14 protein-coding genes are annotated in these 24845 nt (G+C 56.9%); 6 read left to right on the top strand and 8 right to left on the bottom strand.

Going from position 1 to position 24845, the window contains the following annotated elements:
* Nucleotides 1–159: 159 nt before the first annotated feature.
* On the bottom strand, nt 160–1839 hold the full coding sequence (locus tag LOC70_RS12450) for a DUF11 domain-containing protein (RefSeq protein WP_230253904.1): 1680 nt from the start codon (nt 1837–1839) through the stop codon (nt 160–162).
* A 491-nt stretch (nt 1840–2330) separates the two neighbouring features.
* Between LOC70_RS12450 and LOC70_RS12445 the strand changes: the two genes are divergently transcribed.
* Nucleotides 2331–3923, top strand: coding sequence for a DUF4153 domain-containing protein (locus LOC70_RS12445; RefSeq protein WP_230253903.1), 1593 nt, complete (start codon nt 2331–2333; stop codon nt 3921–3923).
* Nucleotides 3924–4291: 368 nt separating this feature from the next.
* Here the strand turns inward: LOC70_RS12445 and LOC70_RS12440 are convergent, their stop codons facing one another.
* On the bottom strand, nt 4292–4642 hold the full coding sequence (locus LOC70_RS12440; protein WP_230253902.1) for an REP-associated tyrosine transposase: 351 nt from the start codon (nt 4640–4642) through the stop codon (nt 4292–4294).
* Nucleotides 4643–5590: 948 nt separating this feature from the next.
* Between LOC70_RS12440 and LOC70_RS12435 the strand changes: the two genes are divergently transcribed.
* Nucleotides 5591–6859, top strand: a complete 1269-nt coding sequence (locus LOC70_RS12435; protein WP_230253901.1) for a M48 family metallopeptidase — start codon at nt 5591–5593, stop codon at nt 6857–6859.
* Nucleotides 6860–7266: 407 nt separating this feature from the next.
* Here the strand turns inward: LOC70_RS12435 and dnaB are convergent, their stop codons facing one another.
* Both dnaB and LOC70_RS12425 read right to left on the bottom strand, forming a co-directional pair.
* A complete protein-coding gene (gene dnaB, locus LOC70_RS12430) occupies nt 7267–8715 on the bottom strand; it encodes a replicative DNA helicase (RefSeq protein WP_230253900.1) in 1449 nt (482 codons plus the stop codon).
* Nucleotides 8716–8791: 76 nt separating this feature from the next.
* Nucleotides 8792–10582, bottom strand: a complete 1791-nt coding sequence (locus LOC70_RS12425) for a DnaA/Hda family protein (RefSeq protein ID WP_230253899.1) — start codon at nt 10580–10582, stop codon at nt 8792–8794.
* Nucleotides 10583–11079: 497 nt separating this feature from the next.
* On the opposite strand from LOC70_RS12425, the gene LOC70_RS12420 reads away from it, so the two are divergent.
* The 4 genes from LOC70_RS12420 (at nt 11080) to LOC70_RS12405 (ending at nt 17818) form a co-directional block, all read left to right on the top strand.
* Entirely contained in the window at nt 11080–11763 is a 684-nt protein-coding gene (locus tag LOC70_RS12420; protein WP_230253898.1) for a Maf family protein, read from the top strand.
* 383 nt (nt 11764–12146) lie between these two features.
* Entirely contained in the window at nt 12147–13046 is a 900-nt protein-coding gene (locus LOC70_RS12415; RefSeq protein ID WP_306796940.1) for a DUF1573 domain-containing protein, read from the top strand.
* A gap of 13 nt (nt 13047–13059) precedes the next feature.
* Complete coding sequence (locus LOC70_RS12410; RefSeq protein ID WP_230253896.1) at nt 13060–14520, top strand: DUF4346 domain-containing protein; 1461 nt, start codon at nt 13060–13062, stop codon at nt 14518–14520.
* Nucleotides 14521–15067: 547 nt separating this feature from the next.
* Complete coding sequence (locus LOC70_RS12405; RefSeq protein WP_230253895.1) at nt 15068–17818, top strand: O-antigen ligase family protein; 2751 nt, start codon at nt 15068–15070, stop codon at nt 17816–17818.
* A gap of 40 nt (nt 17819–17858) precedes the next feature.
* Here LOC70_RS12405 and LOC70_RS12400 read toward each other — a convergent pair whose 3' ends face one another.
* The 4 genes from LOC70_RS12400 to LOC70_RS12385 are packed head-to-tail and all read right to left on the bottom strand — an operon-like array spanning nt 17859 to nt 24619.
* Complete coding sequence (locus LOC70_RS12400) at nt 17859–20174, bottom strand: site-2 protease family protein (RefSeq protein ID WP_390889037.1); 2316 nt, start codon at nt 20172–20174, stop codon at nt 17859–17861.
* A complete protein-coding gene (locus tag LOC70_RS12395; RefSeq protein ID WP_230253893.1) occupies nt 20168–21619 on the bottom strand; it encodes an efflux RND transporter periplasmic adaptor subunit in 1452 nt (483 codons plus the stop codon). Before LOC70_RS12395 ends, LOC70_RS12400 begins: the two co-directional genes overlap by 7 nt.
* Entirely contained in the window at nt 21613–22608 is a 996-nt protein-coding gene (locus LOC70_RS12390; protein WP_230253892.1) for an efflux RND transporter periplasmic adaptor subunit, read from the bottom strand. The genes LOC70_RS12395 and LOC70_RS12390 overlap by 7 nt, the downstream gene beginning before the upstream one ends.
* The gene (locus tag LOC70_RS12385) at nt 22562–24619 is read right to left on the bottom strand and encodes a TolC family protein (RefSeq protein WP_390889034.1); all 2058 of its coding nucleotides are present in this window, start codon (nt 24617–24619) and stop codon (nt 22562–22564) included. The genes LOC70_RS12390 and LOC70_RS12385 overlap by 47 nt, the downstream gene beginning before the upstream one ends.
* Nucleotides 24620–24845: the final 226 nt, after the last annotated feature.

Below are 24845 nucleotides of genomic sequence, written 5' to 3'. Positions count from 1 at the left end.
GTTGGCCAACGACGCCCTTGCGAATCGGATTCAATTCCCCATGAACAGGGCTTGGTCGGTGGCAAGCACCGACTGGGGTTGCCAGCTTCGCTGGGCAAACCAAACAAGCCTGCGGCGAAAACCGCAGGCTTGCAGAGCGTGTTCTCAATGAGGCTGGAATCAGCGTTTGAAGATTCGAGTTGGTTCTTCAGCGGTGATCTCGGACTGCAACGACTTGCTAGCCAATTGTGTCTTCAAGCTCACGGCGCCTTCCCCTTCGCTTTCGGCTTTCACCGTGTAGGTCACTTCGTCTCCAGGTTGCATCTTCTTGATTGGAGCAAATGTGACCTCCTGGCCCTCTTCTTTCACATCCGTTGGCCCATCAGCGGAAACAAACTTCAGGCCTTCGGGCAGTTCAGCGGTCAAACGAACGTTTTGATCCACCGCGTCACCCTCGTTCCAAACACGAATGGTGTACACCACTTCATTTCCGTTGGTCACGGGATCTTCGTCATCGACAACCGTCAATTGCAACGCGGGCAATCGAACGATCTTCGCACGAGTCATCGCGGTGGCGGTGGCACGAGTCACAGCGTTTTCAGCGTCTTTCACCGTTTCGACGGTGCACACACTGGTTGCCTTGACCTTGGTCGGAATTTCGTCCATTTCACCGGTGCGGATGGCATACTCGATGGTGGCCGTTTCGCCGGGCTTCAATGCTTCGATCGTCATGGTTCGTTCAGCCATCTTCGTCGATCCGTCTTGGCTGGAAGACTTCTCGTTCTGGCCGCTCTGCTTTGAATTGTCAGCAGGTGTCGGCTCGCCAGACTGGTCGTTCGAATTGGACTGCTTTTCATTTGACGAACCTTTGATTTGCGGTTCGCTCACATCAGCCAAATTGGCTTGCTCCGGCCACATCAAAACCACACGCACGTCTTCGGCCAAAGCATTGCCGCGGTTCGTAATTTTCGCGGTGAAGCGAGCCATCTCGTCACCGTACAAACGTTGAGGACCTGAAACCTCCGCAGCCAGATCAGCAGAAATCACTTTGGTCTTCGTCTCTTTGCTTCGCGAACTCAGATCGCTGTTGTCCGCCTTGGCTTCCGCTCGGCTGCCAAATTCACCGGTCTTGTTGGCATACACACGAGCAACAAACTTGCGAGTGTCGCCAGCCTTCAGACCATCGACGTTGAAATTCAGCTTGTTGTTACCTTCGATCGTCACGAAAGCATCGCCGAGCGAATCGGTGATGGTGATCGGCCCGACATCGCCGCTGCCTCCGTTTTTCAACGTGTATTCCATCTCGATCACGTTGCAGCGGTTGGCCTTCTTGGGTGCGGACTTGGTCAACTCAAGTTGTGGTTTGACCGCTTCACTGGTCAAGCAAATCGCGGGCTTGTAGTCCACCACTTCCAGGCAACTACGAATCTCGCCTTCTTGATCTGCGACGGCCTTCACGTCGAAAGACTTCGATTCCCCAGGCTTCAGTATCGAGACCATCATCTGATTCTTAGAGGCCTGCTTCTTCCCCTCTTTCCCCTGTTTTTTTGACTTCCCGGACTGTTCGTCCTTGTTTTTCTGCTTGTCTTGACCGCTCTTTGAAACGGACTCGATGGTCAATCCTTCCGACTTCTTTTGAGCCAGCTTCACGCGATGCAACGTCACGTCGTCGGATAGGTTTGAAACGGTGACGGTGTACTGAAAGCTTTCGCCCATGCGAACTTCTTCCGGCATCTCGCTCGAAACTTTGAGCAAGCCGTCACCGGTGGAAACCGACGTTTGAGCCTGTGCGACGGCGAAGCAGGAAGCAGAACAAATTGCTGCCGCAGCAATGAAGAGACTTCGTCCCAGTGAAGTCATGACATACCTCTTATTGGATAGGTGATAGAAACAAACCAACATCAACACCCGTGCGGTGATGTTTGATCGCCCGCGAAGTTCGCAAGACCTATGCCATCAAGTCTCACAACTTGATGAAGACGCAAAGAAATTCATTTCACCGGTGCATGGCTCGGTTAATGAGCTCTTCTCTGGTGCAGTTTGCGGCAATTGGTTGCTGCAACAACAGACTGCAAGCGGAACGAGCAACACTCGTGGAGACCGCTGTTCGATCACCACCCACCAACGCGATCGATGAAACAACAGTGCCACATGTCGGGGCGTAAAGCGTTATTGATCTTCGTTCCAATGCGGCGATTCCGTGCCATTTGTTCGCCGATTGACGTTTTGAACGCGAAGATACTCGCTGGGCTATACTCAGTGCTTCCACTCTTTTCTGTGTGAACCGCCCAATAGCCACGTTCGGTTTTCCCCGGTCGGTTTCTCGTCTGCATTGTGAGGAGAGAAGCGTCATGTCCACCAACATCCAGTCCTCGACCGATCCCACGCCTGATCGATTCGGCAAGCCAGCCGAGGAAACTCAGATCATCCCGGTTCGGCTGGCGACACGGGAAATCACGGCCGCCATCGTTTGGACATTCGCGGCTGATGTCTTGATCTTTCGCATCGGAACCTATCTGTCGCTGGCGATGTTTTTGGTCATCGCGCCCATCATCTATCGCTACGCGGCGAACAGTCGACCTCATCGCCGATCGTTGCTTGTCTGTGCGGGTCTTTCGGCACTGGTTGCGTTACGACTGGTTTGGCAAGGATCCCCATTGGCCATTTTCTCTTCCGTGGTGCTCTTGATCGCTTTGTCGATGGCCGCCAGCGGCGTGGTGCCGTTTGTGTTGGAAGGCTTGCTGTGGTTCGGCAAAAGCTTTGTCACCGGTGCCAACCGATTGTCGAGATATCGCTTCACAAACACCGCCATCCACTCGGTGCGTCGGCACAATCAATTGGCCGCGATTCTGCTTCCCGTTGGCGCGGTGCTAACCTTCGGCGGCATCTTTGTCATGGCGAACCCAGACTTGGTGTCTTGGGTCGGCGCACAGTTTCAAAACGGATGGAATTTCGCGTTTGATTGGATTCAGGGCCTTTCCGTTTGGGAGGCTCCTTTTTGCGTCGCAGCGTTGCTGGTCGGAATTGGCTTGATTCGCCCGCTGCGGCCTTGGTTGCAGATTGGCTCGAAGGAAACCGACGAAAGTGCCTTGGCTCCCGCCGAGTCGAACTTGTACTCGGCCTACCGAAACACGTTGATCGCGGTGACAGGTCTTTTCGCCGTGTATTTGTGCTTCGAATTTTGGACGCTCTGGCGACGCGATTTCCCCGAAGGCTTCTACTACGCCGGCTACGCCCATCAAGGCGCCGCTTGGTTGACGATCGCTTTGGGGCTCGCAACCGTCAGCTTGTCATTGATCTTCGGTCGCAGTTTGCTTTCCGATCCGCGACTGCCGAACGTTCGTCGCTGGGCTTGGATTTGGTCCGGCGAGAACCTGTTGTTAGCACTGGCGGTCTACAACCGTTTGTTGATCTACATCGGCTACAACGGAATGACGCAGATGCGGATGGTGGGGCTGTTTGGTATCACCGCGGTCGTCATCGGTTTTGCATTGGTGGTTTATAAAATCGCCAAGACGCGAAATTTCTGGTGGCTGCTTCGCTCGCAGATGATGGCACTGACGATCGTGATCATCGTCTACAGCGTGACGCCCGTGGATTACATCGCTCATCGTTACAACGCGGCTCGCGTGAACGATGGGTATCTGGCGCCGTCCGTGATGGTCGCGGTGAAGCCGATCAGCGACGAAGGATTGATCTCCACATTCGGGTTGTTGGATCACCCGGACGCAATCATTCGTGATGGCGTGCGAGCCCGATTGGCACAGCGTCAAACGGAGTTGGTCGCCGCGCATTCGAGTCATTGGAGCGATTACCAAGCGTCCACACGAACGTTGGCCAAGTGGTTGGCGGCTCACCCGCAAATCGCCGAGTCATTCGAGACCATCACCGAACGCCAAACCGCCATCACACGTTTCCGCCAATACGCCATGCAGTGGTATTGAACGAATTGGTCACTCGTAGGTCGGGTCTCACCCGACACACCCAAACCGTAGGTCAGGTCTCACCTGACGCCCCGGCCGATGCTTCGGAGAAGCGAGGCGTCGAGCCAAGAAACATCCCATCGCAGTGGCACGTTGTCCGGCAAACAACCATCGTCAGGCATGGCCTGACCTACGGTGTTGGTTCGCCCCATGTTGCTATCTTCGTTTGACCTTGCTCGGGATCCGTGCCACCCCAATCGAGGTCGTACTGCCCTTCACGAACAAATCGGTGAAACGTCGAATAGGGATAATCTCGTACACGCGAAACCAACCCGTGCTTCCTGGGATTCCAATGGATGTAATCCACGCAGCGTTCCAAGTCGCTTTCATCACGAACCGTGTGTTCCCAAAAATCGTGGTTGCCAAACTCCCTTGCGTCCTTCTCGTTGTTCAGCCGCCGAGACCTTTCCTTCCGATCCACCACCATCCAAGTACCGCTGCGTGAAGTGCCGCTTGATCGATTGCCATCGAGCGGAGTAGTCCGCGTCGCCTTTGGGAAGGCACCAAACGCAGTGGAGGTGATCGGGCAACAAGCAGATCGCAAAGAGATCAAACGGGTGCGTTCGATGTTGCTGCAAGAACGCTTCATGCAGGCACTCGCGTGCGAATGAAGACGTGAAGAGTGGGCGACGACGATACGTCACCACCGTGAAGAAGTAGACGCCACCTTGTCGTAGCATGCGACGATAGTTCGGCACCACGACGTCTCCAAAGAACAACCTGCAACCACGGCCGCCAACCTAGCGTGTCTGTGCAAGTTCGATCCACGCTCAAGACGAGCAACCACCGTCAGCCACGGCCTGACCCAAGCGGATGCAGCGTAGGTCAGGTCTCACCTGACGCCCCGGCCGATGCTTCGAAGAAGCGAGGCGTCCGACAAAAAACACCCCATCGCAGTGGCACGTTCACCAGCCTGCAACCATCGTCAGGCACGGCCTGACCTACGGTATTCAGCGTAGGTCAGGTCTCACCTGACGCCCCGACCGATGCTTCGAAGAAGCGAGGCGTCCGACAAAAAACACCCCATCGCAGTGGCACGTTCACCAGCCTGCAACCATCGTCAGGCACGGCCTGACCTACGGTATTCAGCGTAGGTCAGGTCTCACCTGACGCCCCGACCGATGCTTCGAAGAAGCGAGGCGTCCAGACAAAAAACATCCCATCGCAGTGGTAGGTTCACCAGCCAACAACCACCGTCAGGCATGGCCTGACCGACGGGAGGCGGGGACACCGCCACGAGGACGCTTCGCACCCACCGGATGAGGAGGATCAGCTATGCTGCTCACACGCCGCGTCGGGCGTCTTTCTGTCTGTTGTGCTTGCCTTCTTTTCGCGAGAACATCCTTTTGTCCACCATTCAATTCGCATGCCCGAAATGCGAACAGACACTCCGTGCTCCAACCGCCGCCGCAGGAAAAACGGGCAAATGCAATCGTTGCTCGAATCCGGTGAAGGTCCCCGCCGCTCGCAAGACCGAAGTCACCGCCAAGGCCACTGCAGCGAAGTCGATCTCAAAGCAAACCAAGCCGAGGTCGACCGCGCAGGCGAAAGCCGCTGTAGATTCCTCGCCCCCCCAGGCATCACAACCAAAGCCACGTTCGAAGCCCAAGAACCCACAGCAGGAGATCATGGACTTGATCGCCGCGGAGCTACAAGGAACCGTCCCCCGAAGTTCACTCAATCTTCCCTACCAATTCACTCTCGTGATGGTGGCGGTGATGATGATGTTGATGCCGGTGCTGTATTGCTGCTTGATCGCCGCGGCTTGCTACGGAATGTTCTGGTACTGGACCGAGATCCTTCCGACGGCGATGGAAAATCTGCCTCGTGGCCGAGCCATGATTTTGGCGGTGATGTTCTATGCGTCACCGATTGTGGCCGGATTGATGATGATCCTCTTCATGATCAAACCCATCTTCTTTTCGCTCGTCCTTCCCAAAGACAGTCGCCAGCGTTCTCTGCAGCGAGCCTCCGAACCCGCGTTGTTTGATTTGGTCGACCGTATCTGCGACGCAACGCGCAGCCCGCGTCCCAAACGAATTGACATCGACAATGAGGTCAACGCATCCGCTTCCCTCCGACGCGGCTTCCTGAGTTTACTCGGCAAAGACTTGGTGCTGACCATTGGAGCTCCTTTGGTTGCAGGCATGAACACCCGGCAATTGACCGGCGTGCTGGCTCACGAGTTTGGTCACTTTGCCCAAGGAGGCGGCATGAAATCAACTTACTTGATTCGCACCATCAACATGTGGTTCGCTCGCGTCGTTTACCAACGCGACCGATTGGATGAGATGCTGGACCATGCGATCTCAGAGAGCGACTTCCGCATCTCGTTGCTCTTGATGTTTGGCAAACTGTTCGTCTTGCTCAGCCGAAGCATTCTGTGGTGCTTCATGATGGTGGCTCATGCGATCAGCTGCATGATGTCGCGACAGATGGAATACGACGCGGATCGATACGAGGCCTTCGTCGCGGGCAGCGAGCAATTCAAGAACACGAGCGATCGCCTGCAAGCCTTGGCCGCAGGCCAGCAAGCCATGTACGGTACCGTCATGTCAGCGTTGAACGACAGCGTGCTGCTTGATGACTTGCCCAACATTACCGCGGCAAAAGCCAACGAGGTCACGGCGTCCGAGCTGAAGAAGATGGCCAAGTCCCACGACGAACAGACCCAAAGCTTTTTCTCCACGCACCCCTCCGACGCGAAAAGAATTCAGGCGGCGAAGAAATACAACGCGGAAGGCATGTTTCAACTGGAGATCCCGGCCAGTCGTTTGTTCAAGAATTTTGATGCCGTTTGCACGGGCGTCAGCACCGACTTCTACCGCAATGCATTGGGAGTGTTGGTGGACCCCAGCAAATTGACCCGAATCGAACAATTCGACCCCAAAGATTAACCGCCGTAGGTCAGGTCTCACCTGACGCCCCGATCCGATGCTTCGAAGAAGCGAGGCGTCCAGCAAAAAAACACCCCATCGCAGTGGCACGTCGCTCGGCCAACAACCATCGTCAGGCATGGCCTGACCTACGTGATACAGCGTAGGTCAGGTCTCACCTGACGCCCCGACCCGATGCTTCGTAGAAGCGAGGCGTCCAGCAAAAAACATCCCTTCGCAGTGGCTCGTTGCCCAGCCAGCAACCACCGTCAGGCATGGCCTGACCTACGCGGATGCAGTGTAGGTCAGGTTTCACCTGACGCCCCCGGCCGATGCTTCGCAGAAGCGAGGCGTCCAACAAAAAACATCCCATCGCAGTGGCACGTTCACCGGCCAGCAACCACCGTCAGGCATGGCCTGACCTACGGTTAGAAGCCGCCGGGGGCGGTGAATTCTCGGTAATCGTCGAACTCGCTGTGGTGATCGGCGGCTCGGTTGCTGAAGCGTGTGAAGTCACCTTCCCACGTCAGCTCAACATCGCCCACCGGACCGTTCCGCTGTTTCGCGATGATGATTTCGGCTTGGCCGGCATACTGAGCCTTGTCTTCACCGCGGTGGTAATACTCCTCGCGGTGCACAAACATCACCACGTCGGCATCCTGCTCGATGGCCCCGGACTCCCGCAGGTGCGACATCTTCGGGCGGTGATCCTTGCCGTCTTCCGCTTGCCGGTTCAACTGAGACAAACACAACAACGGAACTTCCAACTCCCGCGCCATCCCTTTCAAACGACGCGCGATCTTTGCCACCTGTTCCTGACGCGGGTCACGCGGGTTGTCCGGTTCGATCAGCTGCAAATAGTCAATCACGACCAAACCCAAACCTTCTTCTTTGCGTTTGATCCGACGAGCCGCCGCGGCAATTTCACTCACCGTACGGCTGGGCGAATCATCGACGTACAGCGGGGCTTGGCTGATGTCGTTTGCTTTGGCCACCAAGCGGTCTCGGTCATCGGAGCTGATCGTCCCGTTCCGCAAACGGTGACCATTGACGCGAGCGAGACTGCAGAGCATCCGGTCGGCCAATTCGATCGCTGACATTTCCAAGCTCACGAACAAAACCGGTTCACGCTGTTCGATCGCGACGTGCTCCGCAATGTTCATGGCGAGAGCCGTTTTGCCCATCGAAGGACGAGCCGCCAAAATGATCAATTCACCGTGGTGCAAACCGCCGGTCATCTGGTCAAAGTCAGTCAATCCGGTTTCCGCACCGCCCTCAACATAGTCGTCTCGCATACGAGCTTCCATGCGATCCATGGCTTGGTGCAAGACGTCGCTGATCGCCCACACGGAATTGCCCGAGCGGCCTTCCATGATTGCGAACACCTTTTGTTCCGCTTGAGCGCAGAGTTCTTTGGCCGTGCCCTCTTGTTCATAGGCGTTGCGCAGAATCTCGGTGCTGGATTCGATCAAGCGCCGAAACATCGCCTTTTCACGGACAATGTCGCCGTAGTAAACCGCGTGCGCCGCGTTGGCCACGCTGCCGCCGAGTTGAGCCAAATACGCCGCACCACCGACCTTTTCAAAATCTTTCGCTGTCCGCATTCGCGAAACGAGCAGGGTGATGTCGATCTTTTCACCCGTGTCGAACATGTCGCGGAGGTGGCGATAGATCGTTTGGTTGGCTTCGTCGTAGAAGTCATCGGCTTTCAACGACGCGATCTCGTCGCAGATGTCGGGCATTAATAAGATCGACCCGATGACGCCCATTTCGGCTTCGAGATCAAAAGGCGGCTGGCGAGCCAGAATCTCGGTGGCCGAGACCTCTTTCTTCTTTTTGCCGCGATGTGGACCGTCGAATTTGTTGTCTGCAATCATCCGTGAGAATGCCGTTGGGGTCGGATGGATGGTTTGGGGATGAACGTCGAGCGAGCGGGATCAGCAGCGAAGCGGACTATCCCACACGCAAACGCGACTCGACACGCGCGATGGCGTCCTGCGCGGACATGGCTCCGTCGCCGGCTCCGATGGGTTTTCCGGACGCCAGCCAGTTTTCGACTTTGCTGATCGCGGAAATTGCATTGGAGTGACTGCGTCGACCGAAGTGCTTGGCAATTTCAGTGAACGCACTGCCGGTGTGTTGCCGGGCCAAGTACATCGCCAACGTTCGCGGTTCGCTCACTCGTCTTGTTTGAGCTTTGCTGCGCAAGCCGTCGCCTTCAAGACCGAAAGTCTCACAAACCGCTTTTTCGATGCTGCGGAGCGTCGGTGCAACCTGGGTGCTACGCAACAAATCGCCGCCGTAGCGTCGGATTTCGTCAATGGTCGGTTCGCGGCGAAACATTCGCTGCAACATGCCGATCAGGTTCGCGATTCCGCCGGCCGCTCGCGCGTCGCCGCCGATCAATTCGCTGACCTCTTCCAGCAAAGCATTGTCGCAACCCAGCACACATCGTGTGGCAACCATTCGCTGCAGCAATTGAAAACGTGTTTGCTGGTCCAACGCTGCCAAGGGGCAAACCAAACCCGATGACATCCGCCCGGCAACTTCGCCGGTCAACCCACGGATGTCACTCGGAGGAAGGTTGGCCGAGAACACCAACGGTTTGCCCGCCGATGCCAAGGTTTCAACGGTGTACAACGCTTCCCGAAGCGTGGCGGTTTTGGCGGCCAAGAAATGAACGTCGTCGATCAACAACGCGTCCACATCGCGGTACCGTTTTCGGAAGGCGGGCAAGCCCGTCGAGCCCACCGAGACAACAAAGTCATTGGTGAATTGTTCCGCCGTCAGCAACACGACACGCCGCATGCGTCGTCGAGTGCGAAACTCGTTCGCCAGAGCCGCCAACAAGTGCGATTTGCCCGTGCCCGTTGGTCCGTGCAGAAACAACGGCGTGGCCACGGACGGAGTGGCCACGGCCATCATCGCCGCGGAAAACGCAAATTCGTTGCATGGCCCCGTGATGAAACTGTCCAGCGTTCGTCCGCCGGTCGGTTGCGAGTCCGGCAAGGGAGGTAGCGCCGCCGACGGTTGAGCGGACTTCTTTGCACCGCCACGTGACTTGGCTCGCACCGGTTGTTCATCCGATTCGAACTCGTCTTCGTCGTAGTAGTCTTCTTCGTGCTCGTCATCGTCACCGGGCAATTCGGCTGCCGCGACGGGATCGTGCTCGACTCGCCCACGCGATCGTTTGCGTCCGCCTTTGCCGTTGGACGCTGCGCCGTTGCCCGCCGCGTTGGACTGAGCCAACAAACTCGCCAAGCTGTTGGCCGATCCCCTTCTGCCAGACGAACTGCGTCCCGATGAACTGCGACCTGCCGCTCGTGCTGTCTTCGTTGTCGAACGAGACGCGGCGGCGCGACCACGCGTCGACTTCTGTTTGGTGGTGGCTTTCTTTTCCGCAGCCACCTTGGCCGCGCGAGTTCGTTTCTTTGGCGTGGGCTGTTCAGCTTCTTCCACGTCGATGCGATAGCGTGCTCGTTCACCGCACGCGATCATCGCCGCGGCACGAAGTTCTGTCGCAAAGCTGTTGCCCATCCGCTGCGCCGCGAAGGGACCGCTGGTGCGAATGATCACAAAGACGGTTGGCTCACCATCATCAGGCGAATCCCCAACCTCCAGATCGAACTGAACTCCATGGGTGAACCACAACCGGTAACGGTCTGCTCCGATCCGTTGGTGCAGAGCCTCGGCGAAATGCTCGATGGCTTCTTGCGTCTCGATGCTACCTTGCGTCGACGACATACCGGTTGCGCAGACCTCCCTCATGGATGGATTTAACACGGGCGACGAATCCGGCGGCCAGAGTGGCAGCGATTCTTCGAAGCGATGAGTGTCGCCGAGTGATGTGCTCCCTCACGACGTTGGGGCAGATTCTAGGTTTGCTAGCAAACAAGTCAAACAGATTGAGTGAAGTTTCGGAGCCTGATAGCCGACACCGCACAGGGCCGCTGCACGGGGGCGGGATTTCCCGTCTCGTTCACGGGTCCTGGATCATGACGGAGTCTGGTAAATGTCGGCAAGACGACTTTGGTGACTGGTGGAAAATCTGTCGGTAACCTTTTCCACACAAAACCTTCTCAAAAACGTCATTCGCGTAAAACACTGCTGCATCGACACTTACAAACGCCGTGTTGTGTTGATAAGAATTTTGACGCCGAAAACGGCGTTTCGGCACTGTTCTAGACGAGCCCCTGCACACATGCGGTAGACTGTCGCGCATGATGAGCAAACTACCACTGATGAACGGCCTTCCAAGGGCGGATCTACCGGGCTTCGAATCGGACCAACCGGAGCGTTTGATCTTGGCCAGCGGATCGCCACGACGCGCCCAATTGCTAACCGCCGCCGGATACGAATTCACGATCCAACCGGCGTCCGATGGGGCCGAGTGTGGGATCTGCAGTCGCGAAACGGCCCCCGAAATGGTGGCCAGGTTGGCTTACCGAAAAGCTGCCGACGTCATCACCCGCGTCGAAGATGGATTGGTGCTTGCGGCCGACACCGTCGCGTCCTGCGTCGGTCAGATTTTGGGCAAACCCAGCGATCGCGATCACGCGGAAGAAATGCTGCGACTGCTCAGCGGCCGCGACCATGACGTCTACACCGGCGTGTGTCTCTGGTCGCGACGACACGAATGCTTTGTGGCCGACGTGGTCCGTACGCGACTGCGAATGTCAGTGTTGACGGAAGAACAACTGACCGAACATTTGGACAGTTTGCGTTGGGATGGCAAAGCCGGCGCTTTCGGTTATCAAGATGGGAACGACTGGTTGGAAGTCGTCGGCGACGATAGCGAAAGCAATGTTGTCGGATTGCCGATGGAGCGGTTGGCAGAATTGTTGGAAAACTTTGAACAAAACGCCGAAAAGATAGAAACCCCGACAATCGATTCGATCGAATCCACTGATTCAAGCTGCTCGTAACGTTCACGCGTTGCTTCGCGAGTCCAAGACAACCGCGGCACGCACGGCCATGTTACGCTCCAGCGAGCCAACGCGGCGATGGCCAAGGCGGCCAAGGCCACGTCAGCGACGGCGGAATGCAGCACCAGCGTGATAGATGAATCGCATGTCCGGGATCCCAACCGAATACCCACCAATCGCCGGCCCGCCCGGTCATTGCCGCTGTTTGCATTCCACCGGCATCCCGCCACGACGATTTCAATCAGCACCCACGCACGCCCCTTTGCAGATGGATTTGTTTGATGACTCGATCGCTCGCACGTTTTAGTCTCACGGCTTGCTTCGCGTTGCTCGCTGGCTTGATGTCGGTTTCGTCCGCCGACGCAGCCAATTGGGCGGAGAAAATGTTCTCCGATACCAAGCACGACTTTCGAGTGGTCGGCCGCGGGACCAAAGCCGAATACAAATTCGAGTTCCGCAATCTCTACGAAGAGACCGTGCATGTCCAAGGGGTTCGCAGCAGTTGTGGGTGCACGACTCCGACCGTTTCCAAGGACACCCTGCAAACGCACGAAACCAGTTCCATCGTCGCCACGCTGAACACCAGCACCTTCATTGGGCAAAAGGCCGCCACGGTCACCGTCATCTTTGACCAGCCCTATTACGCCGAGGTCCAGCTTCAGGTCAGCGGTTTCATCCGCACGGATGTCACGTTCGATCCACCCGAAGTGGATTTCGGACAATGCAAGAGCGGCGAGATGAAAGAACAAGACATCACGATCACGCATCGCGGCAATCCGAGTTGGCGATTGACCGATGTCCGCAGCCACTGCGATGACTTTGCCGTGAAGTTGGAACAGCCCATCGTTCAGCCAAACATGGTGCAATACAAAATGCGAGTCCGCATGAAAGACACCATGCCCGAAGGCGAAATTCGCGAACGATTGACCTTGGTCAGCAACGATTCAAAATTCCCGACGATCGAAATGGGCATCGCGGGGATGATTCGGCCAACGATCAGCGTTTCACCCGCCGCGGTCAGCCTGGGAACGGCGGAATCCGGACAAACCGTCAGCAAACGATTGCTGGTTCGCGGCGAAGAACCATTTGCCATTTCGGAAGTTCGCTGCCCCGACGATCGTTTCTCGTTCGAGATCCCCGAGGGCAAAAAGAAGCTGCACTTCTTGGAGATGAAATTCACCGGTGGCGACGAACCGGATCGCGTGGCGCAACGCATCGAAATTGTGACCGACTTGCAGGGCGGCAAGACGGCTCAGTGTGTCGCGACGGGAACCGTGAAATAACGACCGCCGCTACATGCCTTCCGCTCCTCCCCAACTCAATGCTTCGTCACACGTCCACTTTTTGACAGGACGCTTGGCGGAAGCTGCCGTCCGCGAGGAAGCGAAACGCATTGCGAACGAGTTCCAGTGCCAAACCAGCGTCGGCGTGGTCCCGATCACGGTCGCGGCCTTGATCACCCCAAAATGGCTTTCGCGGCACTGGGACATCCCGGACGCCGCGACGCATGTGATCCTGCCGGGTTTTCTGGAAGACAACTTGGAAGCAGCCGGTGATCTCGCCGCTCCGCTGCTGGGACTGATTCACGAAACGGCGGCGGAGGTTCATTGCGGCCCAAAAGACTGCCGCGATCTGCACGCATGGATCACCGGCAAACAACAAGTCGTTGACCTGTCGGCGCATTCGATTGAGATCATTGCCGAGATCAATCACGCTCCGCGATCGTCCGTCGCCGAAGTCGTGGCCATCGCGAATCGTTTGCGTGACGACGGCGCCGACCGAATCGATTTGGGCTGCGATCCTTCAAGGCGATGTTTGAAAATTGCTGACTACGTTGCGGCGCTGATCGACGCGGGACACGAGCTCAGCATCGACACGTTTGATCCGGACGAAGCACACGATGCAATTCAGGCCGGTGCGTCGTTGGTCCTGTCGGTCAACGGAACCAATCGCGAACAAGCTCGCGATTGGGACTGCGAAGTCGTCGCGATCCCGGATGTGCCCGACGATCTGGCCAGCTTGGATCCGACGCTTGAATATCTGACTCGCCATTCGATCCCGTTTCGAATCGATCCAATCTTGGAACCGATTGGCTCCGGGTTCACGACCAGTCTGCTTCGCTACATCGAAACACGTCGTCGTTATCCCGATGCCGAAATGATGATGGGCATCGGCAACCTGACGGAGCTGACCGATGTCGATTCCGCCGGCGTGAATTTTCTGTTGCTGGGAATTTGCCAAGAGCTCAACATCGGCAGCGTGTTAACGACGCAGGTCATCAATTGGGCTCGCTCGTCCGTCCGCGAGTGCGACATCGCTCGGCGGCTCGTCCATCATGCGGTCTCGCGTGGCGTGCCACCCAAACGTTTGTCGGATGAATTGGTCTCGCTACGAGACCCCAAATTGCGTCCGCATTCGCAGGCCGCGATCGAAGCCTTGGCCGAGGGCGTCAAAGACAACAACTATCGTCTGATTGCCCAAGACGAAACGATTCACTTGATCAGCGCCGGATTGCATCTGACCGGCCAAGATCCGTTTGAGCTTTTTGCGGAGCTGATGCAGCAGCCTCAGTCCGACAATGTGGACGCGTCTCACGCGTTCTATCTGGGCTACGAAATGGCCAAGGCGTCGATGGCTCTGACTCTGAGCAAACAATACGAACAGGACCAAGCCTTGCGTTGGGGACACCTGACCGTCGAAGAAGACACCCACCGACTTCAACGATCCAGCCGCCATCGGAAGAGGACCGAGGGCTGAGTGAGGAGGGCTGAGGGCTAAGTGGCGAGAGCAGAGTGCCGCGCGGCGAATTCCTTTGGATGGTGCAAGCATCCCGCAAAACGTGCGAACAAATTCAATTCCCCCAACCAACCACGTAGCCGATCGGCGTTAGCCGCGGTTGGCCGCCAACCACGAAAGCCAACACCCGATATCAAACCAACGTCCTCCGTCGAGCGTCGCCGCGCCCAACAATACAACGCCCAACTCTCCAATCGAACCCCAACCCCACACAAACGCCCCGCGTCTCTTACGAAACCAATCGTCACTCGCCGCGATTGACAAAAACTCACGCGGGACCACGGAGTGGTCCGCGACAATCTTGGGTGAACAGGGGTCAATTGTCATCTGTCTGACGGCGATTCAATCCGCACAAACGTTTTCATCCGCACAAGGACTAACCAGCGGACTGCTCCGAACGTTTTAACATTTCGCGAATACGGTCTTGTCCTCGGCACCAATCGGGTAAAACCTAACGATCGAATGCACCTTCCACTTTGAAGTTTCGATTCCCTCGGTTCGGTTGCCCGTGTCAGTTCTACGTACCACGTTGCTTTGGATCTCCGCCACGATCTTGGTGTTGATCCCGTTCTGCTTGGCGGCGGACTTTGGCGGCATCCTGCATTGGAGCCAATACCCAGCGGCGTTAGGCGTCTTGGCAGCGATGGTTCTGTCGCTCATCGGACTGACCGATTCCACCGCGTCCAGCGGTTTACGTCAGCACAAACTGTTGTTGCCTTTGGGTTTGCTGGTCCTGCTCGCTTGGTTTCAAAGCCTGACACTTCCGTCCGGAATCGTCGGGCTGCTCAGTCCCGGATCGCAGACCGCCTATTCAACCTGGCTCGACGGATTGCTTTCGTCGCCCCAGCAACCGTCCAGCCACTCGATCTCGGTTTCGCCCACCGACACGCGACACGTGGCGTTGTTGCTGACCTTCTTGTTGCCGCTGTCCTTTGCCGCGTCGATTGTCTTTCACGCTCGCAATCGCCTGACCATGTTGCTCAGCGCGATCGCCATCACCGGGGCGTCGGTCGCCATTTTAGGTTTCTATCGCAAACTCGATCCCACCGCCGACCTCTGGTTCTTCACATCCAAATCCAACGCGTTCGCTGGGTTCGTCAACCGCAACAACGCGGCGTTGATGTTGAATTTTGGAATGGCCGCGGGGCTGGGGTTGTTGTCTTGGCGGATGATGGCGCTGCACAGCATCGAACTGGACGATCCCGATTTCGAATTCAATGATTTGCTGTCGTTGATCTCCGATCGTGAGTCTTTCATTGGCTTGCTAACTTCGATCACCTGTTCTGCGGGACTGTTGGTCAACGGATCGCGAGGCGGCGTGGTCGCGGCGATCTTTGGATTGGTTGTCGCTTTCGGCTATGTCCGACCACGTCGCGGTTTGATCGGACTTCCGATCCTGGCGGTGGTGATCGCGATTTCGGTCGCGATTTTGACGGTGCCGATGCAGTTGAACCTGGAAACCATTTCACGATTGGAATTGATCTCCGCCAACGCGGACACGCTTCAGAAAGACGGGCGACTGCTTCACTGGCAAGACGGCTGGAACGCCGCGGTGTCGTACCTTCCGATGGGTTCAGGCGTCAGCACGTATGGCTATTCGTATTTGCCTTATCAGTCGCAGAGTCCCGGTTCCTGGTTTGAACATGCCGACAACCTTTGGTTGGAGATGTTCGTTGAAACAGGTCTGCCCGGTTTGGTGATTGCAGTTCTCTTATTCGCAATTTTGCTGCGTTCGCTCAAGCGACTGTCGACCTCCGCGGATCCCATCGACCAAGGGGTGCGAGTCGCGGCGTGGTACGCCATCGCGGCCGTGGTCGTGTCGCAGTTCTTCGACTTTGGACTGATCATGCCCGCCAACCTTTTCGTCGCCGTGATCTTGGCCACAGCGGTGGTTTCGCGGCAAGTCGCCGGTGGCGGTTTGCAAGCGCCGATGCCCGACGAAGAAGACGATCCCTACCACGCAATGGCGATGGCAGATCCAGAATACGCCTTGGCCATGGCGGCGGAAGAACAAGCCCTCGAAGAAGCGGAGCCGATCCAAACCAAGAAGACCGGCAATAAAATCGCCCTGCGATCAGAAACCAGATTGGGACGCTTAACGGCATCGATTGGTGCCGGAGCCATCGCAGTGATTGTCTTGCTCGTCTCGGTACTCGCCGCCCCCGGGCTGAAAGCCGACGCGTCGTCCGAATCCCTCGTTCGACGAATCCAACACGAGTATTCGGGGATGAAGTTCCGCCCCGAAGTGCTAGAAGAAGTCGAGTCACTCCTGAAAGAGAATTTAGCTGAGAACCCCACCGTCGCGGCTCACGTTCAACTTGCTTCCACGCAACGAGACCGCGGTCGTTTAGCCGAGACGCTCGAATGGCGACCGGTCTCCATCGAACAAGCCGGCGAGATCTACGCGAAAACGAATCTCAACGAACGCGAATTGGATTATCCACCGCCATTGGCCGCGATGACGCATGATCGCCTGAAGAGCAGCGTTCACTACGAAGACGCCTGGAACTCGTCTTTGGCCGGACTTCCTGAATGCCCGCTCAGCCAAGCCCTTCGCGCGACGTTGGTCGAATTGCAATCCGTTCGCGAAACGCAACCGGAGACGGCGGTGGCGGTGCAACACTTGGCAAAATTCTATTCGACTGAGCCCATGCGTTTGATGCGATTGGGTCGTCGAGCATTCATGATTGGCGACTACGATGCCGCGGCCGGTATCCTTCGTGATTCCACGGCATTGCGTCCCGATTTGACATCTCGGCTGATGCCGCTGCTACGAGTCAATCAAACTTCGTTGCCTCTGCAAAAGGTGATCCCCGAAAATTCACGAGCGATTGAGATTGCGGCGGCGGACGTGATGCTGTGGGACGAACCCGATCAAGAGTTTTTGCAATACGCCACGCAGAACATTCAGTGCAACGCACAAACCAATTTGGCGTCCCGCGCGAAATGCCAAGCCTTGCTGTCACGAATTCACTTTTCACTGAAGCAAAACGAGGCGGCAATCAAAGCTGGTGAAGAGGCCATTCGGATGGAACCGGACGAACCCCGATACCGCGTTCAATTGATCGAGCAATTGCTGATCATGGGCAACCGACCGGAAGCCTTGCGGCATGCTCGCATGGGCCGACAATCGGATCCGGAAGATCAACGCTTCCAAAAATTCATCGATCGCATCGCCGAGTTGGATCGCAAGGAAGTGCTCGAACCCGCGATTCCTCGCGATGAGAATGCTCCTGACATTGAATCCATTTTGAACTGATTGCAGTGCGGCCAGTTGCAGGCATGACGATGCCACCGACTCATTGAGAATCGTCCGAGAACCATTCCCAGAATCGACGCCCCACACTTCGCGGGTCACGGAGTGCCATTTGGCCAACTTCCCCCGCGCGGACGCGGTCACTCAAAGCAGGTGAAAGTGCCACGATGGATTGAAATCGGGGCGTCAACAGTTCAAACGGATCGGCGTTTCCGCCTTGCTTCTTCGCGGGAGCCACCGGCAAGGGGCCATCAACGGTCGCCGACATCGCCGGATGCGGAATTTCGCGACTCGCTCGTGGTTGCAGCTTTCCGGGTGCCACTTCGATGACTTGGCCGCCGCGAAATAACACCTGCATGGCTTCGCCTTTTTGCAAGGTCGCGCGGTAAGCGTCCAAATCCTTTTCACCGACGGAAATCAACAGCTCCATGTGCTGTCGCACACCAACGTGCACCAACTCCTGTCCCTGACGCACATAGCTATTTTCCAAGTCGTCCATGTTGGTGGTCAGGATTTCTCCGTCACGCTGAGCAACCACGCGAAGCGAATCCACTTGAGCGTTCAGTTCTTTCAAGCTGCGACGTAGGCTGTCTGACTTCTGCCGAGCCGCCTCCGCCAACCCGAGTTCACCCAGTCCTTCGTGACGTTGCCAATTAATTTCTTCGGCGGCGAGTTCCAATTGGGTCGCATCACGTTTCGCGACCAATTCATCGTCGCGCAATTCCAAGATCACTTGGCCAGCCATCACGGCCTCTCCTGATCCCAACACCACGCGATCCACAAAACCGTTGATTGGCGAACGCAGAACTTGATCATTCGCGAATTGGACGGCGACGGGAACCGGACGACTGAGTGGCGATGGAAGAGTCACCAAGAACTGGCCCACAAAGACCAAGGTCACACAGGTCCAAATGGCCCGGCGGCGGTGTGACCATTTCGAAAACGTTTCGCTGCTGCCCTGATAATTCCAAACCCGTCCAATCAAGCGAACAGATGGCACCAACACCCAAAGCATCACCGCGGCGGTCGCCATCAACATGCCCAACGGTCCCGCCCACATCGAAACCACGATCACCAATCCGCCCATCCAGACTACTTGGAATACGACTGATGCCGCAGCATGCCACGCCGCGAATGGTCGACGCCATCCGGTCAGTTTGCACGACGGAGCACGCATGCCGAACAGCTTGCGTTGAAGCCAACCGCCAAAAAGCTTTCTTCCCTGCTCACGTAAGTTGGGAACGTCGGCCCAATCGGACAGAACGTAGTACCCGTCCAAACGCAGCAGCGGATTCGCGTTGACCAACAACGTCGCGGGCCCGGCCACCAAAAACACTTGTGCGGCGATGTGGGCCGAGAAGTCCGACGGATGAGCGCACCAGACCCAATACGCAACCGACGCGATCAGCAGTTCCCAATAGACACCCGCCATCGCGATTGCCGCACGTGAAAAACGCGAGGGCAACCGCCACGCATTGCTGACATCAACGTAGGCCAGTGGGGCGAACAAAAAGAACATCACCCCGGCTTTCCCAACTTGGACTCCGTACGCCCGCGCCGCGACGGCGTGCCCCATCTCGTGAACCAGCTTCATCGCAGCCCACAGCCCGATCAGCCCGATCCACAACTGCGAGTCGAACACGCGACGCAGCTCGTTCGCCAATGAAACCGACTGCAGCGACGCGAAAAACAGCGAGATTGCGATGAAGGATCCGGCGATCACCAATCCGTTTTGGGTGAACGACCACTTCATCCACGGCAAAACACGGTCGGCGGGTCGATTCGCATTGACCAGCGGCAAACGCAGGCTGATCAACCACGACAATCCTTTCATCACCGGAGCGATCAAAGGCAACAGACTGGCTGCAATCGATGGGCGAGTCGATTTTGGCGACTCATCGTCAGCCGCGGAGCCAGCGACCTCATTCACGGGGTCAACTAGGTCTTCTACGTTGTCTTCGATCGGCGGCTTCTCGGTGTTTCGAACCATCGCCACTTTCTGAGCCACCAATACAGCGATGAATTCAGCGACGTCCTCTGCGGTCCAATCCAAACCGTCCTCTTGGACCGTCTGCACAATCTGCGTGGTCGTGCGTTCCCCATTCAAAAGTTTCGCGAGGTGATACTCGGCCGCACCAAACTGAAAGTGTTGACCGGTGCCTCCGTGTGAGGCGCGCGCGATCGTCACGCCTGCCACGTCGCATATTTGGAATTCCACCTCCGGATCCAAACATACCTTCGGCGCAGAATCTCTCGAAGCGGACGGCTCCAATTCGCGACTTGGCAAATTGGACGCAGACGAAAGAACAGCGTTCGCGTCTTTGCTTTCCATGCTTTCGGAGATATCAGTTCTCACCATCCGATCATCCATCCCACGCGTTTGATCGGTGTACGAATCCATTTCCAAATCCATGGCGTGGTCGGTCCCAACACCAAGGCTTCGCCCTGCATGCCGACTCGCAGAGCCGCATCGTCATTGGGAAGTTCCGCGATCGCGACGAACACATTGGCATCATCGCGAATCGTGGCGGCAGGCCAAACCGATTGCACTTTGCTCTCGAAGCGTTTCTCATCCAACGCGGGAAACCAAAGGTCCACCACCGCTTGGTCGGAGACGAATCCAATCTCAGACTCGGGAATCTCCAATTCGATCTCAACGTTTCCTTCCGGAGCGACCTCCATCAACGTCTGGCCGATTTCCAACGGCGTTCCCAACGCTCGGCTGAGATCTCCTTGGATCACAATTCCATCGATCGGCGAAACGACGTCCAGTTTGCTGAGCTTGTCTTGCAACAGTTCCGCTTGCCGAGACAATTTCTTCCGACGAAGCCCCGCCAATTGAGCGGTCGCGATTTCGCCTGATGCCAGTGCGATGTCTTCGTCCTTCTGCACCTCGTCGATCTCGGCCAACACCGATTCCAGTTCGATTCGAAGCGGCCGACCATCCAGTTGCACCAACGTTTGCCCCGCGGTGACTCGATCACCGGGCCGAACCAACGTGGTGAGCAAGGTCGCATCGATGGGCGATGCAACCAATCGACCGTTGAGAGCCGTTACCTTGGCGGTTGCGTCGACCCGGTACGACATGGGAATGCACGTCACGATCAGCAACAACAACAGACCAATGCCGATCAACCCACGTCGCGACCACCACTTGCTCGCCTTCTTGGACAACAGACCCCAATGATCCTTCGCGGGACGATTCAGGAACACGGTTGCCAGAAGTTCTAGGATCGCGGGCGACGTCATCCGTTCAAATGATTTGGCGTCGAACGCATCCGCACTGGGTGGACGAATCCAAAGGTGACAACGTTGCCCATTCTCCGCGTCGTCCTTTTCATCGCTTCTCGGTATTTGCGAGAATTGCCGTCCAGCGGGGATCAGCACCACATGCAGGGTGCCATTGTCCCAGTAAGTTTTCGACTGCGTGAGCGGTTCATCAGCCTCGACCGACATCGCTAGCCACTGCGCGTCATATCGTTGGCGAATGGAGTTTTCGCCCCCCAACCAGCCAAGCCTGCCATCATACAATCGGTGCAAAGACTTCTTGCCCCAACCTATTCGAATGGTGTGCTCCGGCAACAATTCGGACAAACGTTCCGCCAAGGTTTCAGCCCCCACGCGTCGGTCCGGCGAGGCGGCGAGCTCGGTGATCCAAGCGAACCACATCGCTTGGAAACGCTCCACGCGAGTCTTGGTTTCTTTCGACCGCGCATTGTCCGCCGTCGAAGCTCGTTGCGAGGAAACCGACGCAGCGACTGGCGCGAGTGGTGCGGGGTGCGTTGTGGTTTCTGAACTCACCATCGGCTTGCTCCCGTGCGGGATGTCGGCGTCGGTCGACGCGAGACGGACGGCTTTGCATCCGGTTCGCCCTCGACCAAACGCATGGTGCAGCGATCGCCGGGACGCAAATCACCATTGGGATTCTCGATCCGCACGCGGACCTCAATCGTTCCACTTTCGCCGTTGATGTTGGGTCCCACCGTGTCGACCACCGCATCGACGGTTCGACGTGCCGCTCGGAAGTACACTTCCGCTTTCATTCCCGGTCGCATGGCGATGGCTTGGTTGGCCAAAACGTTGAATACGCCATGCAAAACATCGGTCCGGATCAAACGAACGATCTCGGGGTCGGTGGGTGTGATGGTCGCCCCAACTCCGATCTTCTTTTCGGCAACGACGGCATCGAACGGGGCCCGAATCGTTCGGCGTTCCCATTGCAATTGCAGCCGCTTGGCTTCCGCCGCTCGCAATTGCTGTTGCTCTTTGGCGGTCGTCACGCGAGCTTCTGCGATGGCAAGTTCCATCTCCGATCGACGCAGTTCTTCGGAACCAGCCATTTGATCAGCGGACAATCGACGCAGGTGCTGCACGCGTGTGCGTTGCATGTCGGCCGACGCTTCCGCAGCATGGACTTCCCCAACCATGGATGCTTGGATGCGAGCGATCTCCATCGACGCCTTTTCAATTTCGTCGTCCAGTTTCGCAATGACGTCACCTGCTTGCACGCGATCTCCAACTCGAACCGGCAGCTCGATGATTCGCCCCAGATCTTCACTTCCCAGATAAATGTCTTCGGCCGCTTGCGAAAAGCCTTCGTAGGCCGAGTCCCCGTACAGGGCAATTCCTCGCGAAGTGTTTTGGACGGGTGCCTGGGCCGACACGGTGGGGCCGATCGAAATTACGCTTGATATCAGGCCAGTCACCAAGCCGCATGCCATCGTGGCCAACATCCATCGATTCATATCAGTTTCCTTGTGGTTGGCTTTCCAGCGGGGACGTGTTGTCTGCATCGATCTCGATCATTCCGGCGTTGCCGATCAGGGATTCGTCCAAAGAAACCTCGGTCGGATCGATCAGTCTTTGTGTGGGTTGCTGTGTCCAGTTCATCGGAGCGGTTTGTTGCAGCTCGATGACGCTGGACCTCCCCGAACGGACGGGCTCAATGCCTTCTGTCATCAGGAGCGTTCCCATCGCTTTTTGCAGTTCGATCAGCGATAGAATGGAAGCGACTTGGCAGGTCACGTAGAGCTGTTCTGATTCCGTGCGACGCTTCTGTGTTTCCAACAAATCTTCCAACACCAACGTTGCTGGGCCACCATCACCCGCGAGCAACTCCCATCGCTTGGTTGCGATTTCTTCTTCTCGAACAGCGGCCCGAAGCGTTTGTTCTTTGCTTTGACGCAATCGGAAACTCGCTTCACTCTGGATCAACGCGGATTCGATTTCGCGGCGAGCCTGCAACAACCGCACGCGAAGTTCTTCACTGCGTTGCTGGTACAAATATTGTGCTTCGCGAACGCGGCTTCGTGCCGCGCGGCGGCCGTACGGCATGCTGTATTGCAAGGTGGCACTCAGCCCGGGACCACCGGCGGAAAATTGATCGCCAAAGGCTTGGAAGAACCGGTTGTCGCCACGAAGCCCAGCCAAATACGCATCAAAAACCGCATCCAATTGCGGCTTCAATTCGTTTCGAGTGATTCGAATGCTTAAACCCGCCGAGGCGAGTTCCTCGGTCGCGGCTTGAATGTCCGGACGATTCTCTAATCCTCGAACAATCGCGTCGTGCAAGGCGATGTCGTCCGAAGGCAGATCCGGATTGGCCAGCGGAATCAGCTCCACGCTCTGACTCAGCCCGGTCATCGCGGGACTTCCCACCAACGTTCGCAGCTGAACTTGCAAGCGACGCACTTCGGCTTCCAGTTCGATCAACCTGTCGCGGTCACCCGTCAAGCGACGCTGGACTTTGATCCGTTGCAGCGGTCCGGAATCCAAGTCGGCTCGCGCGTGAACGATCTCCGCGATCATCTCGCCTCGACGGATCAGGTCCCGTTGCTGCACGAGCTGGCATCGGCGTTCATACAAACGCCAAAACGCTTGGAATGTTTCGACCAAATGTGCTTCGACTTCCGACCGCATTTCTTGCCAAGCAACGCGACTCTCGATGCACGCCTGTGTGATCAAGCGTGTGTTGTACACTTCGCCGCTGGTGGCCATCAAAGGTTGGGTGATGCTGAGGCTCAACCGTGAATTGCCCTGCGGATTGGGCTCGAAGAACAAACTGTTGCTGTCGAGCGTGCCCAGTTCCTGAGACAAATCGATCTGCGTGCCGCGACGGGTGAGTTTGCGGAAACCACCGTTGGCGATCACCGAGTTTTGGATCAATCGATCGGGACCGCCCGTGGTCAGCGTGTTTCCCACCGGGTCGTTGACTCGACCGTAGCCGCCTTCCAGCAACAACGTTGGATCGAAGACCGCGTTTTGCTGGATGATCTTTTCGTAGGCGATCGAAGTGCGGCGTGAAACCGACGAAATTCGCGGACTAGTTTCCAACGTGTCGGTCAACACGGTCGGAAGGTCCAGTGCGATCTGGCCGGTCGCGAAACCTTGCTGAGTGAGCAACGTTTCAAACGCCGAATCTTCCCACCAATGTGCCACATCGTCGCCAGGCACCGATGCCAAAGACAAGGACCGAACGGGCTCGGCTGATCCTTCTGATACATCGGTCGATCGCAGCGGCATGGGGTCCGCTGGAGAAGACGTTGACGCATCCGGTGAGTCAGAAACAGCGACGGGTGGCACAGGTTGGCTTGGAGGCAAAGCCACATGCTGTGTTTCGGGTTGCAAGTCGTCGCGAATTGCTTCGTCCGCAAGATTTCGAGTCGCATTCTCGAGGAACTGACTGAAGGAAATCGTTTGCGTCTCTTCGGCAGCGACAGTGCCACAACAAACGATCGTGAAACAGACGAGGATCCGTTGCGTTCTCCATGCAGCGATCAACGAACGTCCCAAGGTGCATTGCACCCGGGCCATTGTTGTTCGTGCACGCCACAAGCAGCATTTACCAGCGAGTGGCAATGCTGCGGGGGCGTTTCGGAGAGACAATAAACGGATTTTCATTCCTTCCTGGACCGTGTTGGCATCCTTCGCGGACGGCTCGCAGTCATCCAACCTTCCACAACGGGAAGCATTGAATGCCCCATGACTGGCGTTGCCGTCTGCATGCGCAGCGATTCCTTGCGTGGTTCCA

Source organism: Rhodopirellula halodulae, assembly GCF_020966775.1.
Lineage (GTDB): Bacteria > Planctomycetota > Planctomycetia > Pirellulales > Pirellulaceae > Rhodopirellula > Rhodopirellula halodulae.
The sequence above is the reverse complement of the archived record's forward strand: the minus strand, read 5'-3'. Positions and strand labels throughout refer to the sequence as shown.

Bases quoted from the DNA above. Each gene is read 5' to 3' on its own strand.
- LOC70_RS12450 (WP_230253904.1), bottom strand. From the start codon at position 1,839: ATGACTTCACTGGGACGAAGTCTCTTCATTGCTGCGGCAGCAATTTGT.
- LOC70_RS12445 (WP_230253903.1), top strand. From the start codon at position 2,331: ATGTCCACCAACATCCAGTCCTCGACCGATCCCACGCCTGATCGATTC.
- LOC70_RS12440 (WP_230253902.1), bottom strand. From the start codon at position 4,642: ATGCTACGACAAGGTGGCGTCTACTTCTTCACGGTGGTGACGTATCGT.
- LOC70_RS12435 (WP_230253901.1), top strand. From the start codon at position 5,591: ATGGACTTGATCGCCGCGGAGCTACAAGGAACCGTCCCCCGAAGTTCA.
- dnaB (WP_230253900.1), bottom strand. From the start codon at position 8,715: ATGATTGCAGACAACAAATTCGACGGTCCACATCGCGGCAAAAAGAAG.
- LOC70_RS12425 (WP_230253899.1), bottom strand. From the start codon at position 10,582: ATGTCGTCGACGCAAGGTAGCATCGAGACGCAAGAAGCCATCGAGCAT.
- LOC70_RS12420 (WP_230253898.1), top strand. From the start codon at position 11,080: ATGAACGGCCTTCCAAGGGCGGATCTACCGGGCTTCGAATCGGACCAA.
- LOC70_RS12415 (WP_306796940.1), top strand. From the start codon at position 12,147: ATGTTCTCCGATACCAAGCACGACTTTCGAGTGGTCGGCCGCGGGACC.
- LOC70_RS12410 (WP_230253896.1), top strand. From the start codon at position 13,060: ATGCCTTCCGCTCCTCCCCAACTCAATGCTTCGTCACACGTCCACTTT.
- LOC70_RS12400 (WP_390889037.1), bottom strand. From the start codon at position 20,174: ATGGTGAGAACTGATATCTCCGAAAGCATGGAAAGCAAAGACGCGAAC.
- LOC70_RS12395 (WP_230253893.1), bottom strand. From the start codon at position 21,619: ATGGTGAGTTCAGAAACCACAACGCACCCCGCACCACTCGCGCCAGTC.
- LOC70_RS12390 (WP_230253892.1), bottom strand. From the start codon at position 22,608: ATGCAGACAACACGTCCCCGCTGGAAAGCCAACCACAAGGAAACTGAT.